The 17,786-nt window shown below is 45.2% G+C and carries 14 protein-coding genes and 1 pseudogene; 14 read left to right on the top strand and 1 reads right to left on the bottom strand.

The features are described from left to right. Window positions 1-173: 173 nt before the first annotated feature. From BWI96_RS10885 to BWI96_RS10865, 5 genes and pseudogenes are all read left to right on the top strand, one after another. Complete coding sequence (locus BWI96_RS10885; protein ID WP_106636880.1) at window positions 174-2,483, top strand: RecQ family ATP-dependent DNA helicase; 2,310 nt, start codon at window positions 174-176, stop codon at window positions 2,481-2,483. Window positions 2,484-2,585: 102 nt separating this feature from the next. Further along, window positions 2,586-3,864: pseudogene (gene purD, locus BWI96_RS10880) on the top strand (phosphoribosylamine--glycine ligase). Between the two features lie 88 nt (window positions 3,865-3,952). Beyond that, entirely contained in the window at window positions 3,953-5,158 is a 1,206-nt protein-coding gene (locus BWI96_RS10875; protein ID WP_106636675.1) for a regulatory iron-sulfur-containing complex subunit RicT, read from the top strand. Between the two features lie 42 nt (window positions 5,159-5,200). Then, window positions 5,201-5,665 carry a gliding motility lipoprotein GldH gene (locus BWI96_RS10870; RefSeq protein WP_106636674.1) on the top strand — a complete coding sequence of 155 codons (465 nt, stop codon included), beginning with the start codon at window positions 5,201-5,203 and terminating at the stop codon, window positions 5,663-5,665. 54 nt (window positions 5,666-5,719) lie between these two features. Continuing rightward, window positions 5,720-6,343, top strand: coding sequence for an LON peptidase substrate-binding domain-containing protein (locus tag BWI96_RS10865; RefSeq protein WP_106636673.1), 624 nt, complete (start codon window positions 5,720-5,722; stop codon window positions 6,341-6,343). Here BWI96_RS10865 and BWI96_RS10860 read toward each other — a convergent pair. After that, the gene (locus BWI96_RS10860) at window positions 6,333-7,511 is read right to left on the bottom strand and encodes an AI-2E family transporter (RefSeq protein WP_106636672.1); all 1,179 of its coding nucleotides are present in this window, start codon (window positions 7,509-7,511) and stop codon (window positions 6,333-6,335) included. The genes BWI96_RS10865 and BWI96_RS10860 overlap by 11 nt on opposite strands. A gap of 41 nt (window positions 7,512-7,552) precedes the next feature. On the opposite strand from BWI96_RS10860, the gene BWI96_RS10855 reads away from it, so the two are divergent. The 9 genes from BWI96_RS10855 (at window position 7,553) to BWI96_RS10815 (ending at window position 17,725) form a co-directional block, all read left to right on the top strand. Continuing rightward, window positions 7,553-8,395, top strand: a complete 843-nt coding sequence (locus tag BWI96_RS10855) for a hypothetical protein (RefSeq protein ID WP_157830318.1) — start codon at window positions 7,553-7,555, stop codon at window positions 8,393-8,395. 80 nt (window positions 8,396-8,475) lie between these two features. Beyond that, window positions 8,476-9,276 carry a serine O-acetyltransferase gene (locus BWI96_RS10850; protein ID WP_106636670.1) on the top strand — a complete coding sequence of 267 codons (801 nt, stop codon included), beginning with the start codon at window positions 8,476-8,478 and terminating at the stop codon, window positions 9,274-9,276. A 136-nt stretch (window positions 9,277-9,412) separates the two neighbouring features. Next, window positions 9,413-10,642, top strand: a complete 1,230-nt coding sequence (locus BWI96_RS10845) for an FtsW/RodA/SpoVE family cell cycle protein (protein WP_106636669.1) — start codon at window positions 9,413-9,415, stop codon at window positions 10,640-10,642. A gap of 113 nt (window positions 10,643-10,755) precedes the next feature. Then, complete coding sequence (murG, locus tag BWI96_RS10840) at window positions 10,756-11,859, top strand: undecaprenyldiphospho-muramoylpentapeptide beta-N-acetylglucosaminyltransferase (protein WP_106636668.1); 1,104 nt, start codon at window positions 10,756-10,758, stop codon at window positions 11,857-11,859. A gap of 105 nt (window positions 11,860-11,964) precedes the next feature. Further along, complete coding sequence (murC, locus tag BWI96_RS10835; RefSeq protein WP_106636667.1) at window positions 11,965-13,371, top strand: UDP-N-acetylmuramate--L-alanine ligase; 1,407 nt, start codon at window positions 11,965-11,967, stop codon at window positions 13,369-13,371. Window positions 13,372-13,463: 92 nt separating this feature from the next. Next, the gene (locus BWI96_RS10830; protein WP_106636666.1) at window positions 13,464-14,276 is read left to right on the top strand and encodes a cell division protein FtsQ/DivIB; all 813 of its coding nucleotides are present in this window, start codon (window positions 13,464-13,466) and stop codon (window positions 14,274-14,276) included. 251 nt (window positions 14,277-14,527) lie between these two features. After that, the gene (ftsA, locus tag BWI96_RS10825; RefSeq protein WP_106636665.1) at window positions 14,528-16,081 is read left to right on the top strand and encodes a cell division protein FtsA; all 1,554 of its coding nucleotides are present in this window, start codon (window positions 14,528-14,530) and stop codon (window positions 16,079-16,081) included. Window positions 16,082-16,241: 160 nt separating this feature from the next. After that, window positions 16,242-17,087, top strand: coding sequence for a cell division protein FtsZ (gene ftsZ / locus BWI96_RS10820; RefSeq protein ID WP_106636664.1), 846 nt, complete (start codon window positions 16,242-16,244; stop codon window positions 17,085-17,087). Further along, on the top strand, window positions 17,084-17,725 hold the full coding sequence (locus BWI96_RS10815) for a hypothetical protein (RefSeq protein ID WP_106636663.1): 642 nt from the start codon (window positions 17,084-17,086) through the stop codon (window positions 17,723-17,725). Before ftsZ ends, BWI96_RS10815 begins: the two co-directional genes overlap by 4 nt. The last annotated feature ends 61 nt before the right edge of the window (window positions 17,726-17,786 follow it).

The raw sequence follows: 17,786 nt of genomic DNA, 5'->3' as shown, positions 1-17,786 counted from the left end.
ACGAGGCGTAAGGCTTTACTGCCTCATTTTCTTTCCTAATAGAAAAAGATTTTGGGTCTGTCCAGAGTTTTTTTATTAATTTCAATTCTGATTCCCGACGTATAGCGTCAGGATATATTTCCCCTTAATAGCATCTAACCATCAATTGATGTTGAAGAAAAGTACGAATGGCCATGCTCGTTGATGCGTCGTTGAAGGAAACCCTCAAGACGAAGTTGAAAGAGGTTTTCGGCTTCTCACAGTTCCGGGGTGAGCAGGAAGACATTATTTGTAATCTCCTGGCAGGAAACCATACCTTCGTTATTATGCCTACCGGGGCTGGTAAGTCCATGTGTTACCAGCTACCAGCCGTCGTTAGTGAAGGAACTGCGGTTATTATCTCTCCATTGATTGCTTTGATGAAAAATCAGGTCGATCAGCTTAATGCGGTGGGGGTAAATGCTCAATTTCTAAATTCTACGCTCAGTAAATCTGAAATGACCCAAGTCAAAAAGGATGTACTGAATGGCGAAATAAAACTTCTATACGTAGCTCCTGAATCGCTGACGAAGGAAGAAAACTTGGCTTTTTTACAGAAAGCTAATATTTCCTTTGTCGCCATTGATGAAGCTCACTGTATCTCGGAGTGGGGGCATGATTTCCGACCTGAATATCGCCGGATTCGGCACATCGTTGAGACGATAAACCCGGAATTACCACTCATTGCTTTGACCGCTACGGCAACGCCCAAAGTTCAGCAGGATGTTATCAAGAACCTGCAAATGGAGGATGCCTGCGTTTTTAAGTCTTCTTTTAACCGGAAAAACTTATACTACGAAATCCGCCCGAAGACGAAGGATGTTAACAAGCAATTGATTAAATACATCAAGAGTCAGGCTGGGAAATCGGGTATTATTTATTGCCTGAGCCGGAAGACAGTTGAAGAAATTGCGGAGTTACTGAACGTAAACGGCGTAAAAGCCCTGCCCTATCATGCCGGACTCGATCCGCACACGCGGATGGGTAACCAGGATGCCTTTTTGAACGAAGAAGCGGAAGTCATTGTCGCAACGATTGCTTTCGGCATGGGCATTGACAAGCCAGACGTTCGGTTTGTTCTTCACTACGACGCTCCTAAATCCCTCGAAGGCTATTACCAGGAAACGGGTCGGGCTGGTCGCGACGGACTGGAGGGTAACTGCGTGATGTTCTATAGCTACGACGATATCGTCAAGCTGGATAAATTCAACAAAGACAAACCCGTTACGGAACGAGATAACGCCAAAGCTCTGTTAATGGAGATGGTGAGTTACTCAAACATCGGGCTCTGCCGCCGTCGTCAGTTACTGGGTTATTTTGGTGAATACTTCCCAAAAGATTGCGGTTTCTGCGATAACTGCCTGAAACCTACGCCGAAATTCAAAATGCAGGATGAGGTGGAATGGATTCTGAAGGCCGTTCAACTGACGGGGAGTCGATTCGACTGTAACCACATTGCGGATATATTACTAGGCGTTGAAAATCCTTACGTCGTTAGCCACGGCCATAATAAGCTGGACGTTTTCGGCAAAGGCAAATACAAGCTGGGTTACGAGAACGATCAGGACGATGATGATGCCGAAGAAGAAGACGAAGACGGTAACGTAATCGTAAAAGCAAAAACGAAGGCTACGGATAAAAAAGACGACGGCCTGCAAACGCCCGAGTTCTGGCATTCGATTATCAAGCAACTGACGATTTTAGGTTTTCTGGATAAAGACATCGAGAATTACGGAACTCTGAAAATCAGCGAAAAAGCGATTCAGTTCCTGGAAGCTCCCTATGTCGTTTCTTTATCGAAAGATCACGATTACACCCATCAGCCCGAAGAGAAAGAAGACGACAAGGAAGAGATTAGCTCGAATGCGAAAGCTTACGACGAAGCTCTTTTTGAGATGCTTAAAAATCTTCGAAAGAAGATTGCCAAGGAAAAGAACATTCCTCCGTATGTAATTTTCCAGGATCCTTCGATGGAGGAAATGGCCACTACCTATCCTTCTACCGTTCAGGAGTTAGCTCAGATTACGGGCGTAGGCATGGGTAAGGCCGTCAAATTTGGAAAGCAATTCATTGAAGTCATTACCCGATACGTTGAAGAAAATGAAATCGAAACGGCAACCGAAGTAGTAGTAAAGACTACCACGAACAAGTCGAAAGTTAAGATTTTCATTATTCAGCAAATTGACCGAAAAATCAATCTGGAAGAAATTGCAGAGGCTAAAGACCTCGGCATGACGGAGCTGATTGAGGAAATCGAGCACATCTGTTATTCAGGTACGAAGCTCAATCTGGATTATTACATTAATCAGTTAATGGATGATGATCGTCAGGATGAGATTTATGAGTACTTCATGAGTGCCGAAACCGATTCGATGAGTGTAGCCTTACAAGAGTTAAGCGGCGAATATTCAGAAGAAGAACTTCGGTTGATGCGTATCAAATTCCACAGCGAGTTAGGTCATTAATCTGATCTTGTTTTCTGTTCATTTTTACATATTTACGTTAACGCTTCTGATGAGTTGGGCTTCGGTCTAAGTTATTAACAACAGCAGCAATAAAATTATCCGATGAACATTCTCATCGTAGGATCTGGCGGCCGCGAGCACGCTTTTGCCTGGAAAATCGCCCAGAGTCCTTTGTGTCAAAAGTTATTTGTCGCTCCCGGAAACGCCGGGACGGCTCAATTAGCAACCAATTTATCCATCGGTGTCAATGACTTTGAAGCCATTGCTGCTGCTGTCCTCGAAAACAATATCTCACTGGTGATTGTGGGTCCCGAAGAACCGCTGGTTCGGGGCATCCGTGATTATTTTGAGAGTCGTGAAGACCTCAAAAAAGTGTTAGTACTGGGTCCTGATAGTAAAGGGGCTCAATTAGAAGGATCGAAAGATTTTTCTAAAAACTTCATGGTTAAGAACCAGATTCCAACGGCAGCTTCACGGACTTTCGTGAAAGAAACGCTGGAAGAAGGGCTAGACTATATCACCCAACAACAGTTTCCGCTGGTTCTGAAAGCCGATGGCTTAGCTGCTGGCAAAGGCGTTATCATTGCTGCTGACGTAGCAGAAGCTCAGACTACGCTCCGCGAGATGCTCGTGGAAGCCAAGTTTGGTGACGCTTCTCACAAAGTAGTAATCGAAGAATACCTGCACGGAATCGAGTTGTCGGTATTCGTGTTGACCGATGGCGAACATTACCATATTCTGCCCGAGGCCAAAGATTATAAACGCATTGGTGAAGGCGACACAGGCCCTAATACTGGAGGCATGGGGGCCGTTTCTCCAGTACCTTTCTCAGACGATGCTTTCCAGAAAAAAGTAGAGGAACGAATCGTTCGTCCTACTATGGCTGGACTGAAAGCGGAAGGGATTCGTTACGTTGGTTTTATTTTTATTGGTCTGATGAACGTTAATGGAGACCCTTACGTCATTGAGTATAACTGCCGCATGGGCGATCCGGAAACGGAAGTAGTGTTACCCCGGATTGATTCAGATCTGCTGGTGATTTTAAAAGCCGCTGCAGAAGGCAAATTGAAATATGTAAACTTCGCCGTCATTCCAACAAACAGCCGTTACTACCGTTGTTGTAGCGGGTGGTTACCCGGGTGAATATGGAAAGGGTGACATTATCCAAGTACCTGAAAAACAAAATTATACTACTATTTTCCACGCCGGAACCAAGCATTCCGAAACGGGTGCGGTAGTAACTAATGGTGGTCGTGTACTGGCCGTTACGGCTCTGGGCACGTCCATTGCTGAAGCCCGCCAGCGTTCGCAAATGGCGGCGGCTGCAGTTCAATACGAAGGCAAGTACTTCCGACGGGACATCGGCCTCGATCTTTTATAATTTTGGATGGTAGAATACCTGAATGAATGAAAGCTCTCTCGGGAGTCGCGTTCAAACTTTCTATCATTCAAAAATTCTACATACAAAAATGGGATGTGCATCATGTGGAACGGGTGGCTGTGGAAGCATCCGTACCAAGGGGAATAAAGATGCCACTTCCGTATCAGGTTGTCAAAACAATGGAGCCTGTGGAACGGGTGGCTGTAATAAAATGAACGTATTCGACTGGCTGTCGGATATGGAAGCTCCGGGCTTAGGTTTGCCAATGAATCAACGGAGTAACCTGGTTGAAGTGAAGTTCAAAGGGGGTCGGAAGGAATATTTCCGTAATACGGCTCAGGTTGAACTCTACACGGGCGATCCGGTAGTAGTTGAAATGCAAAGCGGTCATCACCTGGGTTTTGTTTCGCTTCAGGGCGAGCTGGTTCGTTTACAGATTGTCAAACGAGGCATTAAAGACCCCGAGATTCGTCAGGTGTACCGCAAGGCTACCCCAAAGGATATCGAAAAACATGAGCAGAGTGTTGCTCGTGATTTGCCTACGATGTACCGGGCCCGCGAGATTGTGAAAGAGCTGAAACTCAACATGAAGTTATCGGATGTGGAGTTTCAGGCTGACGGAACGAAAGCTACGTTTTATTACTCTTCGGATGAACGCGTAGACTTTCGGGAGCTTATTAAAGTTCTGGCTAGTGAGTTCAAGGTGCGGATTGAAATGAAGCAGATCAGTCTGCGTCAGGAAGCCGCTCGTATCGGTGGTATTGGCGTTTGTGGTCGGGAACTCTGCTGCTCTACATGGTTGACGGATTTTAAAAACGTAACTACCTCAGCTGCTCGTTATCAGAACCTTTCGCTCAATCCAGTTAAACTTTCCGGTCAGTGCGGACGGTTAAAATGTTGTCTCAACTATGAGCTGGAGACCTACATCGACGCTCTGCGGGATATTCCTACGCTGGAAACGCCGTTGAGAGTTCAGAAAGGCGAAGCCAATCTGATTAAAACGGATATTTTCCGTAAGATCATGTGGTTTAGCTTCCGGGGCGATGACAACTGGTATCCGGTTGCCATTCCGCAGGTAATGAAAATTGTAGCTTTGAATAACCGTGGAATTATTCCAGCCAATTTTGAAGAACTGGAATTAATACCAGTGGCCGAACCCAAATCCTCGGGCATTAATAGCGATCTGGTGCGGATGGATAAGAAATTCCAGGCACAGAATCGTCCTGCTCCTAAAAATAAGAAAAAGCGTTCTGGTGGCGGAGGTAACTCCAATCAGGGACGTTCTCAAAAATGATTTTGCTCCCGGAGATGAATCGTCTCCGGGACTTTCATTCTTATGCGAATCTTTCTCTTTTTTCTCGCTCTGGTCTCCTTGACTGCCTGTGAAACGAATGCCGTTTTCAAGGATAATATTGATTTACAGGACGCGAAATGGCCCATTAAGACGGTTCCTAGCTTTACGTTTGAAATTAAGGATACTACGAAGACTTATAACCTGTATTATAACCTTCGTAATACAAAATCCTACCCCTATTACAACCTTTACGTTACCCGTACACTGACGGGGCCTGATGGAAAAACGATTGAACGTAATCTGGATGAGTTAATACTGGCAAATCCGACGACGGGCAAACCGACCGGAAACGGATTAGGAGATATTTATGACCATAAGTTTTTAGCTATCAAAAACTTACGTTTCCCCAAAGCGGGTTCGTACACGTTTAAGGTAGAACAGTACATGCGTCAGGATCCACTGCCTGAAATTCAGAATGTGGGACTTACCGTAGAAACCAATCCCTGAAAAGTCAGGAAAGGTTCACTTCCTTTGTCCACCCAAGCCCCGTACCCTGAACCTATGCCTTTCCTTCCGTTATTTCCCCTGAATCTGGTCGCTTTTCCGGGCGAAGCGTTAAATCTGCACATTTTTGAGCCAAGATATATTCAGCTCATTAGCGAATGCCTCGCTTCGAATCAGCCCTTCGGAATTCCGGTTTATCTGCCGAATCATGTGATGCATTATGGCACTTCAATCCAAATCGTTCAACTGGTAAAGCAATACGACGATGGCCGGATGGACATTCAAACGCAGGGACTTGACGTTTTCAGAATTACTACGTTTCAAAATCCGGTTCAGGACAAACTGTACGCAGGCGGCGAAGTTGAGTTTTTGCAGGCCATGCCCAACCACGTTATCCTTCCCGGCCTGGTTGAACGCCTGAGGGAATTATACCATCACCTGCAACTTTCCTTTGAGTTCGATCAGCTTCCGCTCAATTTTTCTTTTCAAATTGGTCACAAAATCGGATTGTCCATTGCCGAAGAATACCAGCTTATTCAAATACCTTCGGAAGTAGCCCGTCAGGAATTCATTCTTCGGCATTTAAACCGCATTATGCCGATTATGGACGAACTGGAACGAACCAAAGAACGCATCCGGCTGAACGGCCATTTTAAAAATTTTGATCCGCTTAATTTCTAGTATCTTCCTGATTTTGAGGTTGCTCTTCGTTAGCCAGAGCTTTTTCTACTTTGTCTTTTCGTTTTCGCAAACTGTCTAGTTTGGGTAACCGGGTCGTTGGTTTTAATTCGCGGCTGTATTCTGGGTCTCCTAGCAGAAAACCGTAAGGTTTCAGCCCGTCTACGTGATCACAAATGACCTTCATAATAGCCGTTACCGGCAAGGCTAACACCAGTCCTGAAATTCCCCATAACTGCCCCCCCATAATCAATACGACCATCGCTGCCAGCGGATTAACGCTTACCTTCGAACCGACTACGTTGGGTGTAATGAAGTTCCCTTCCAGAATTTGCACGAAGCTAAAGACCCCAATAACACCAACGGCATACATGGGAGAATCCTTGGTGACCAGGGCATAAATGGTGGGTAGTAATGAGCCTACCAAAATACCGATATACGGAATTAATAATAGCACCGCTGCTAACGTTCCAAAGAACCAGGCGTAGTCAATGCCGAGAATTAGTAACCCAGCCGTATTCAATCCTGCGACGATGCCAATTACCAGTACCAAACCCGTTAGATAGCCCTGCACCACCACATAAATTTTTCCCAGGACATCATCCAGACGATGGCGACGGGTTTTGGAAAAAAGCTTATAGAGAAAGCTTCGGAAGAAATCGCGGTATAAAAGAATAAAGAAAACGAAAATGGGAACGAGTGATAAATCGGCCAGGGTTGAAGTCGTTGAAGATAGAAACGTACCGATGTAGCTTCCGCTGTTGTGCAAGACGTCATTCGTAATCCGTTTGATTTCGTTATTCTGACGCGTTTTATCCAGTCCAAACTGATCGTCAGCCATGCGTTGAGCCCGATCAATCACCGCATTCATTTTATCCTGAAACTTGGGGAAATCGTCCGTGAAATTAGCCATCTGCATGGAAACCAGCCAGACGATTCCGGCCAGTACACCGATCAGTACCACTAGACAAACGAAAATGGCCGCGACCCGTGGCAGTTTCCAGCTTTCCAGCTTACGGCATAAGGGAAAGAGTAACATCGCCAGTAGCAGCGAATACAGCATCAGCGTAACGATGCCTTGCAGGGCGTATAACCCGTAGATAATCAGTAAGACGCAAATTAGACTAGCGGCTAATCGAATCGGATAAGGGAAAGTAGATTCTGAATTCATAGTACATTCGTACTTCAAAAGGTTGAACTCTTATTTTAGGTATGCTTACAAAATTGTTTTTGTTTCTTTTTGGGTTAAAAACGAGTCTTTGCTCCTGCCAGCCCGACCGCCATCGCCATGGATTCTCGCGAGCCAAACGACAGTATCGCATCGAGCAGGTAGGCCATATGCCAGCCGTGGCTAATGAAAATTCCGGTCTGGCAACGGCTTCGGGTAAACCCACATTCTGGACGCATAATGATTCTGGCGGAAAACCTGAACTCTATGAGGTAGATTCGGTAGGTAATTTACTCTACACCTGGGCTCTACCCGATCTTCAGAACAAAGACTGGGAGGAACTGAGTCGTGACCCGCAGGGAAATATTTACATCGGTGATACGGGTAATAATACCAACACGCGTAAGGATTTATGCATTTATAAAGTCTCCGATTCTCATTCCTCAACTAAAGCTGAAAAATCACATACCATTACCCTGACCAAAAGGATTTTCCGCCGCAGAAGTCCGAAAAAACTTTTGACTGCGAAGCTTTTTCTTTGCCAACGACAGCTTGTACCTCTTTCCAAAAACTGGGGAAAACCTACCGCCAAACTTTATACCCTACCCGCCCGGGCGGGTGATTATACGGCAGTACTCAAAGACAGCATTCGACTGAATGGAATGATTACGGCCGCCGATATTAGTCCCGACCAGCAAACGTTCGCAGTGCTTACCTACGGAAAAGTATTTTTCTTTGCGATTGAAGAGAAAAAAATTGATTTTAAACATCCACTTTCGTGTCTGAAAATTGGACGTGGTCAGGTAGAAGCACTGGTTTTCGTAACCAATCATGATTTATTAGTTACGAATGAAAAAGGTAAAATCTACAAAATAACCCGACGCTAAGGAACCTATTCATGCGTTTTAGAATAGTCTAATAGATTTCAAAAGTTATTGATTGCTACACTTGTATAAACGAGCTTTACATGTTACCCCGCGACTTTCTGGAAACTTTGCATAAGATTCACTCTACTACGGATTCGTTTCCGCCTACGTCAGCGGTAGCCCGTTTAGTTACCCGCCTGATTCTGCTACTGTTTCCCGAACAAACCAAGATTCATTATCACTCAGTCGATAAACTGGGAGAAGCTTTCATCCGCCTGGAAAGGGATTTAACGGATATGCTTCAATCCATGCACAGTCATTTGCCTGATTCTCCGTCGAATGTGTCAGCTCAGTTTATCGAGAAGATTCCAGAAATTTATCATTTGCTCCGCACCGATGTTTCAGCGATTCTTTCAGGAGATCCGGCTGCCACGAGCGAATACGAAATCGTACGGGCTTATCCTGGCTTCTATGCGGTTGCTTTTTATCGCATTGCTCATGCGTTTTATGATCTGAATATTCCGCTGTTACCTCGGGTATTAACGGAATTTGCCCACTCCCGCACGGGTATCGACATTCACCCTTCCGCCGAAATTGATGAATATCTTTTCATCGACCACGGCACCGGCATCGTGATTGGAGAAACGACCGTAATCGGCAGAAATGTAAAGTTATATCAGGGCGTTACCCTTGGAGCGTTAAGCGTAAGTAAAGAACTGGCTTCCCAAAAACGCCATCCAACGGTTGAAAACGACGTAGTTATCTATTCCGGTGCGACAATTCTGGGCGGCGAAACCGTGATTGGCCATCATAGCATTGTGGGAGGTAATGTCTGGTTAACCCATAGCATTAAACCTTACACGAAGATTTACCATCAGGAACAGGTATTAATCAAGGGCTAAAACATTTCTACCTATTTTTGCTTCAATCTTGTGAAATTCAAGGTTGAAGCTTTTTTATACATTATATTTTTATTTCCAATTGTAAATAATTTACATTTGTAAACAAATCATCATTCAGCCTTCCTCTGTAGTACTTATGACACTCGAACGAATCCGTGCTTTTTTTCGTCTGGAAGGTGACCGTGCCATCTGGAACATTGTATTTGCCCTGCTGGCCATTGGTACTATCGTCGTTTTTTCCGCCCGGGGAACCTATGCGTTTCAACACCTTCCCGGTCGAGAGTCATTCTTATTCAAACATTTAGGGAGTTTAACCCTTTGTTTGGGAATCATTCTGGTTTGCCATCGCCTCCCCTTTGGTATGTATTCCGGCCTTTCCAGATTTTTGCTGTATCTCTCCGTTCTGTTGTTAATTCTGGTGCAATTCTGGGGCATTGAAAGTGGGGGAGCCAAGCGGGCTTTACCTATTCCGTTTTTTTCGGGTTTCATGCCTTCCGATTTAGCCAAATTCGCTCTAATTGCGAATCTGGCTTCCATGCTAGCCAAGCGTTTAAAGGCAAATTATCGGGACCCATTGGTGTTCGTCCCCCCCATTTTCTGGAGCGGATTCCTAAGTTTTTTACTGGCCCTGAACTCCGGTAGTGCGGCCTTGTTATTAATGGCTCCCTGCTGGTTATTAATGTTCATTGGCCAAGTACCCCTTCGTTACCTATTTTACCTCACCCTAGCTGGAGCGATTGCCCTTGGTGTCGCGTATGCGTTGGGTTCCCGAGGAACAACCTGGGAAGGCCGTTTTAGTCGTCCGACCAACGTGGTGTCTCAAATGATTCAGAAAATCAGGCCTCCCGAGCGTCTGACTCCCGAAGATCGTCGCATTGATTCGCAGGAAGAATACAGTCTGGTTGCTGTGGCTTCGGGCGGCTGGGTAGGTCGTGGCCTCGGTAACAGTCTTCAGAGAAACTTTATGACGCAGGCTTACTCGGATTTTGCTTATGCCATTCTGATTGAAGAATGGGGCTTTCTGGGCGGCGTTTTCACGCTAATACTTTATCTGTTTTTACTGTATCGCAGCGTTCGATACGTGGCATTCCGAAAGCTGAAAAAAGCAGAGATTGAAAGTGGCCAAGCCTTTGGTTATTTTCTGGCGGCGGGTCTTGCCTTCAGTTTGGTCATACAGGCGTTGGTACACATGGCCGTATCCGTCCAGCTCATTCCGGTAACGGGTCAAAACCTTCCACTGATTAGTTGGGGTGGCTCTTCGCTCCTCTTTACGGGTATCTCCATCGGAGCTATTTTAAGCGTTAGTCGGGAAGCGGCAGAAGCGAATTCAGCAAAAGTCATTGGAAAAGAAGCTCTTGCCGCTTAATTCCTATTGACTTATCAGGCGTCACGTTGTTTTTTTGTGAGAATTTTACTGAGGCTGAACGATTATCTATTATCAATAAGTCTTTTTTTAGTAATTATTAGCAGCTAAACGACGTGTCAAAACGCATCATCATCAGTGGAGGTGGAACAGGCGGGCATATTTTCCCGGCCATTGCTATTGCCAACGCTTTAAAGGAGAATGATCCCTCGACAGAAATTCTTTTTGTCGGAGCGAATGGCCGCATGGAAATGGAAAAAGTGCCGCAGGCAGGTTACCAGATTGTGGGGTTGGATATTGCGGGAATCAATCGTTCAAATCCGATTGCTAACCTTGGTTTTCCACTGAAATTAGCGAAAAGCCTTCTGGCTGCACGTCAGATTATCCGGGATTTCAAGCCTAATGCTGCCGTTGGGGTCGGCGGTTATGCCAGTGGTCCTTTACTGCTAGCCGCCAGTATGGCTGGTATCCCTTACCTGATTCAGGAGCAAAATTCATACGCAGGGATTACCAATAAATTTCTGGCCAAAAAAGCCAGTAAAATCTGTGTAGCCTACCCTTCGATGCAATCGTTTTTCCAGGCTGACAAACTGGTTATGACGGGAAATCCGGTACGAAGCGATATTGGTAGTATTTCTTCAGACGATCCGAAGGTTTGGGAGTATTTTGCAGGCCTCTCCCCACAGGTTCCTACGCTATTAATCATTGGCGGCAGCCAGGGAGCCCGTACGATCAATGAGAGCATTGATGCCGGGCTGGAGCAATTACTCGCGGCAGGGTATCAAATTATCTGGCAAACCGGCAAGTTATACATCGACCAGGCCCGACAACGGGTCAAGTCTATCGGTTCAAACCGCATCTGGGTTTCTGATTTTATCAACCAGATGCCTTACGCCTATGCTGCTTCGAGTGTAGTCATTTCACGAGCAGGGGCGTTATCTATTTCAGAGTTATGTCTGGTAGGAAAACCAGCCATCTTTGTTCCCTTACCAACTGCCGCTGAAGATCATCAAACCCAAAATGCTCTAGCTCTGGTTCGGGAAAATGCGGGTCTTCTGGTGAAAGACTCCGAAGCTCGTCAAACCCTGATTCCCACAACGCTGGAGCTCGTAAAGAATCCCGAAAAACTTCAGATCATGAGCCACCGCATTAAAACGCTCGCTAAACCGCAGGCTGCCAGGCAAATCGCTCAGGAAGTTTTGAAGTTAATTTCTCAATAAATTCTATTACCTATCTGTTAATCAGTACTTTGAGTTTTTTTTTAAATTAGTGTAAACAAAAACTAAATCTCAGAGTCTCTTTTAAAGGTTATTTCAGTTCATTACATGACCCAGTCTAAGCCGATTCGCTCGTATAAGTCTATTTACTTCCTCGGTATTGGAGGAATTGGAATGAGTGCCATCGCCCGGTGGTTCCATGTAAATGGCTACCAGGTAGCGGGTTACGATAAAACAGCGACCCGACTTACGGCCACTTTAGAGCAGGAAGGCATTGCCATTCATTTTACGGACGACGTTTCGCAAATTGACGATACCTATAAAAATTCAGAAGATACGCTGGTAGTATTAACGCCCGCTATTCCTAAGGATCATAGCGAGTGGGCCTATTTCCGCGAACATGGATTTACCATTCTGAAGCGTTCGCAGGTACTGGGTCTATTAACCGAAGAAATGTTTCTGATTGCCGTAGCGGGAACGCACGGAAAAACGACCACTTCTTCTATGGTTGCTCATATTCTGAAGCATAGCGGACGAAATGTAGCAGCTTTTTTAGGCGGAATAACCCAGAATTACCATACTAATTTTTTACTGAACGACCCCACTGAACACTTACGTGACGTTTTGTGCGTGGTGGAGGCAGATGAGTTTGATCGTAGTTTTTTAACACTCCACCCCGATCTGGCAATCGTTACCTCAACGGATGCGGATCACCTGGATATTTACGGCTCCGGCGAAGAAGTGTTAAAGTCTTTTGGTGATTTTGTAAGTCAGATTAAGCCCGAAGGGACTTTATTTTTAAGAAATGGTTTGTCGTTGAGCAATCAAACCAGGGCTCAGATTCGTACATACAGTTTCGAAGCCGGAGCCTTTCACGTTGAAAACTGTCGAATCGCTGACAATCGGTTCAAGTTTTCAATTGTTTATCCAGAAGGAATTTGTGAAGACATTGCCCTGCTGGTGCCTGGTTTTCATAATGCCGAAAACGCAGTAGCGGCTTTTGCCGTTTGTTTAAAAGCTGGGCTTTCGCCCGAAGAAATTCGGGAGGGTATTAATTCGTACCGGGGCGTAAAGCGAAGATTTGAATATCATTTACAACATCCTGAAGCCGTTTATATTGACGATTATGCCCACCACCCTACGGAAGTGGAAGCATTTCTGAAATCAGTAAAGGCATTATATCCGGGGAAAAACGTGACTGCCATTTTCCAGCCACACCTATTTACTCGTACCCGGGATTTTCAGGAAGGTTTTGCTGAATCGTTATCGCTGGCAGACCGGGTTATATTGCTCGATGTTTATCCAGCCCGGGAGTTACCCATTCCTGGAATTACCTCGGAAATTATCTTTGAAAAGATCTCCAGTGCTGAAAAAATTCGTTGTCAGAAAGACAATGTTTTAGAGGTACTGAAGACTATTCCGATTGAAATTCTGGTAACGATTGGAGCGGGAGATATAGATACCCTGATTGACCCCATACGATTCTATCTGGAAGGTCAGATTGCCGGGAAATGATCTATTTCTCATTGAAATAAAGGTCAGCAAACGCCCGAAAGGGCCTAATCGCTGCACCGCACGATAAATTTTGAAAATCAGGCCCTAAGGACTTGGAGAAGTTTTCTATCTTTCGGTTAAGAAACTGGGTGAAGGCCGTTTTGGGAATCATTGTTATGGTTCTTCTGGTGATTTTCGCCGAAAAATGGTATGCTTCCCAATCCTGTAAAAAGGTTAGTATTGTGTTCAATGATGAGCAGAAGCAATTGCCTTTGTTAGCACAGCAGGATATACGTAATTTATTATCAGAGTCAGGCAAAAAGCCGCTGGAAGGAAGACCGTTCGATCAGATTGATCTGAACTTTCTGGAAAATCGGGTAGAATCTAGTCCTTTGGTAAAAGACTGCCAGATTTCCCGAAACCTGCGGGGTTGGCTAGAAGTACGCGTAGAAACGCATCGGCCCGTTGCCCGCTTGGTTCAGCCTGATTTACCGGACAACGGCTTAGATAAGTATTTGAACGAAGAAGGTCGTTTTATGCCTTTGTCGGAGCGATATACAGCTCGTGTGTTATTAATTTCGGGTCCTTATTTTGATCGTAAGAATCATTTACAGGCTCCTCAGGACACGGCTCTGCTGAATCTGGTCAGAGCCATTGATCAGGATTCTCTGTGGAAAGCCCAGATTGAATGGGTGGAGGTAGACCAAAAGGGTGAAATTACGATGTGGCCGCAAGTGGGTGATACGCCCATTGAATTTGGCTCAGCAAGTTCGAGAGACATTAAATTCCAGAAGATAAATTTATTCTTCCGGAATATTTTACCCTTACGGGGCTGGAATAGCTTTTCCAGAGTAAGCGTAAAATATAAAAATCAGGTAGTCTGCACGCGGGCAACAGCAGACAGCCTCGCAATAGCCACCCCTTAGAAGGCTTTGCTAATATTTGCTAGTAGTAAATTTATTTTGACTAATTTTAGAAAGCTTTTTTACTTTAGTGGGCTGTCTTTTAGGCAACTATTTTCTTATTTCTGAGTAATAAGGAAAGCTTTCTACTAGTCAATGCCCGATTTTTTTTATTACTTTAAACTATAATCGGATTTACATCCTTTTATGGATACCAATAATAGTTAGGCTAAGTTGATGAATACTATCACCAATCAACCCTAAAGCTGTGCCGTATGGAGAAAAAGATTGTTTGCGGGATTGATGTAGGAACGACAAAAGTCTGCGTGGTGATCGGTCAGAAAGATCACGACGACAAGCTGGACGTGCGTGGCGTAAGTCGGGTTGAATTCAAGGACAAGAAATTCAAAAATCTTGTCACGAAAGGAGCTATCCTTAACCCTGATTTTGTCAGTAAGTTTATAAAGAAAGCATTAGCCGAGGCTATTGAGCAGGCTGGTGTTACTCCCAATCAATATTTCATCAGTGTAGCCAGTCATCAGGTTACCTGTATACCTAAAGTCAGCGATATTTCCCGCGATTACGTATCGGAGGGAGATGAGGTTCGTCATGACGATTTACAGCGTTTACTGGGTAGTGTAGGCCGTACTAAAATTGATGGATCGGCCATTCTCCACGTACTACCTCAGGAATACAGCGTTGACGGAGATTCGGAAGAACATTATCACATTGTTGGGGTAACGGGAACGCACCTGCGGGGTAAATTTCAGGTGATTACCATGCCCTTAAAACCCCTCAGTACCTTACTGAAAAGTTTGGACTGGGCGGGCTTACACGTTCCTCCTAAAAACGTTTACCTGTCTTCTCTGGCCTCTACTATGGCCGTTCTGAGCGATGAGGAAAAAGAGCACGGAGCCGTTCTGGTGGACATTGGAGCCGGTAAAACCGACGTAGTTATTGTTCAAGGCGAACTTGTTCGTTACGTAGCTTCATTCCCCGTTGGTGGTAAATCCATCACTAAGGATATTGAAGTGGGTTGTGACGTTTCAGAAAACGTAGCGGAAGATCTGAAGTTACGATTTGGAACAGCCACGCACAAAGAAGTTCGCATCAATGAGGTTGTTGCCGTACCGAATGTACTGGAAAGCCTTCCTCCCAAAAATGTATCTCTGAAAAACGTAGCCGTCATTATTGAGGCTCGCGTAAAAGATATTGCTACGTTCGTAGCAGCTGTGGTTCGCCACGCAGGTTACGAACGCAAAATTAAAACGGGTATAGTGTTAACGGGTGGTGGTGCACGTCTGGATAGTATTCAGGACGTATTCCGCTCAGTTACGGGTATGCACGTACAGGTAGGCCGGCCTAATCAGGGTTTCAATAAACAGAAACCGGAGGCAACCAATAATCTGTCGTATGCGACGGCTCTGGGTCTGGTTCGCTTAGGCTTCCGTTCACTGGATCCTCGTGATGAATTGTATGAATCGCTGGTGTCAGTGCCAAGTCCTGTCCAGCCTCCGGTTCAGCATATTCCACATACCTATTCTACGAGCCAGCATCATAGCCCACAACCCACTAGTAACGGTACTAACAATGGAGGTGGGTACTCCAATGGGGGTGGCGGTTATTCCAATCCACCCAGACCCCAAACGCCTGAACCCGTAGCTCCTCAGGAACCCTCGAAAGAGCAGGATCAGCCAGAAAACGAGCAGGAGTGGAAATGGTGGCGTTTACGAATGGACCTGAATTCCTGGTATAAAGCCATTTTCAGAGACGAATTTGAATCAAGGGGTGGCCAGCGACCTGATAGCTGGGAACCCAAAACAGTATAATAAAAACTCAAACGGCCCATTTATAAGCCGTTTGAGTTTCTCTTTTTCCCCACCTATACTTTATACCTAAGCTTATACTCATTTTTACTATAAGTCCTCAAGCTAACTTAGTACGAAACTGAGTCTGCCTTACTCAGTTTTACGTAACCAACCTTAAAATATGCTTCTTGACCATAATTATTCCTTTAGCTCCGTTAAGCACTTTCGTTCGTACATCAAAGTTTTTGGTGTAGGCGGTGGTGGCTGTAATGCAGTCCGCCACATGTTTAACCAAAATATTGGAGACGTAGACTTCATTGTTTGTAATACTGACCGTCAGTCTCTCGACGAAAGTCCTATTGACTATAAAATTCAATTGGGTAATCAAACGGTTAACCAAAAAGGAATTGGAGCTGGTATGGATGCCGCTCAGGGTCGGGCAGCAGCAGAAGAAAGTGAAGCCGAAATTCGGAAAGTACTCGAAGATAACACCGAGATGTTATTCATTACTGCGGGTATGGGCGGAGGCACCGGTACGGGAGCCGCTCCGGTTATTGCCCGTATTGCCAATGATCTGAACATCCTGACAGTAGCCATTGTTACGGCTCCTTTTGATGATGAAGGAGAAGATAAAATTGAGCAGGCTCGCGAAGGGATTCGTGAACTGCAAAAGTATTGCGATACGGTAGTAGTTATTCTGAACGAAAAATTACTTGAGCTGTATCCTGACATGACCGTTGACGACGCCTACGCAAAAGCCGATGACGTCTTAGCCAACGCCGCTCGCTGTATCTCTGAGATCGTTACCAAGTCGGGTAAGATCAACTCCGATATGAATGACGTGAAAACGATCCTGAAAGGTGCCGGACAAGCCGTAATTGGTCTGTACAGTGCCGAAGGAGAAGATCGTGCCGTCACCTGCGTAGAAGAAGCATTAAGTTCACCTTTGCTTGATAATCGCGATATCAAAGGTGCGAAACGCATCCTGATTACCATTCGTATAGCAAAGACAATCCGATGCGGATGATGGAACAGAAGGCTATTACGAAGTACATTGAGGATAAAATTGGAGGAAAAGCTCGACTGCTGAAAATCAGCCCTATCCCTGATGAAAGCCTGGGTAAAGCCATGCGTTTCACCATCATTGCGGCAGGTTTTGATTTACCCGGCAACTCGGTTTATCAGCGTCCCATTGATGAACCTTTGATTCAGCAACCTGCGTCACGTCCATCGAACCCAGGTAACTCGCAGGGTAGCTCTGCCAAGCCAACTACACCCATTACCAATAGTTCACCTTCGTACGGCTACGGAAGTTACTTACAGGATAAAACGCCTCAGGCTTCTTTTAATAATCCCGTTACTGCTGGTTCAACCGAAGCCGAAAGTGAAGCCCTGACGGAAGCGGAAACCATTTTCGAATTTCCCGAACCCACTACGCTGGAAGAAGACGTAAAGACGCTGGAAAAAGAAATCTGGCGGGAAGAAGATACTTCGGTTACGAATGCACGCATGATTCAGGAATTCATTACCAAACTGGATCACCACGATCAGGGTTGGGAAACGGATCTGGAAACGCCCGCGTACATTCGGCAAAATATCCCTCTGGCTGATCTGGCCGTTATTTTACGAGGTGAAAAAGTTAATCATTACAATCTGAACGATTAGTCATCAAAAGCTATATAAAAAAGACTCACTACAGTAAGGGTTCTTTTTGATGACTTTTTGT

Origin of the sequence: Siphonobacter sp. SORGH_AS_0500, from assembly GCF_002838835.1 — a bacterium.
GTDB lineage: Bacteria > Bacteroidota > Bacteroidia > Cytophagales > Spirosomataceae > Siphonobacter.
This window is presented reverse-complemented; position numbering and strand designations above follow the sequence as displayed.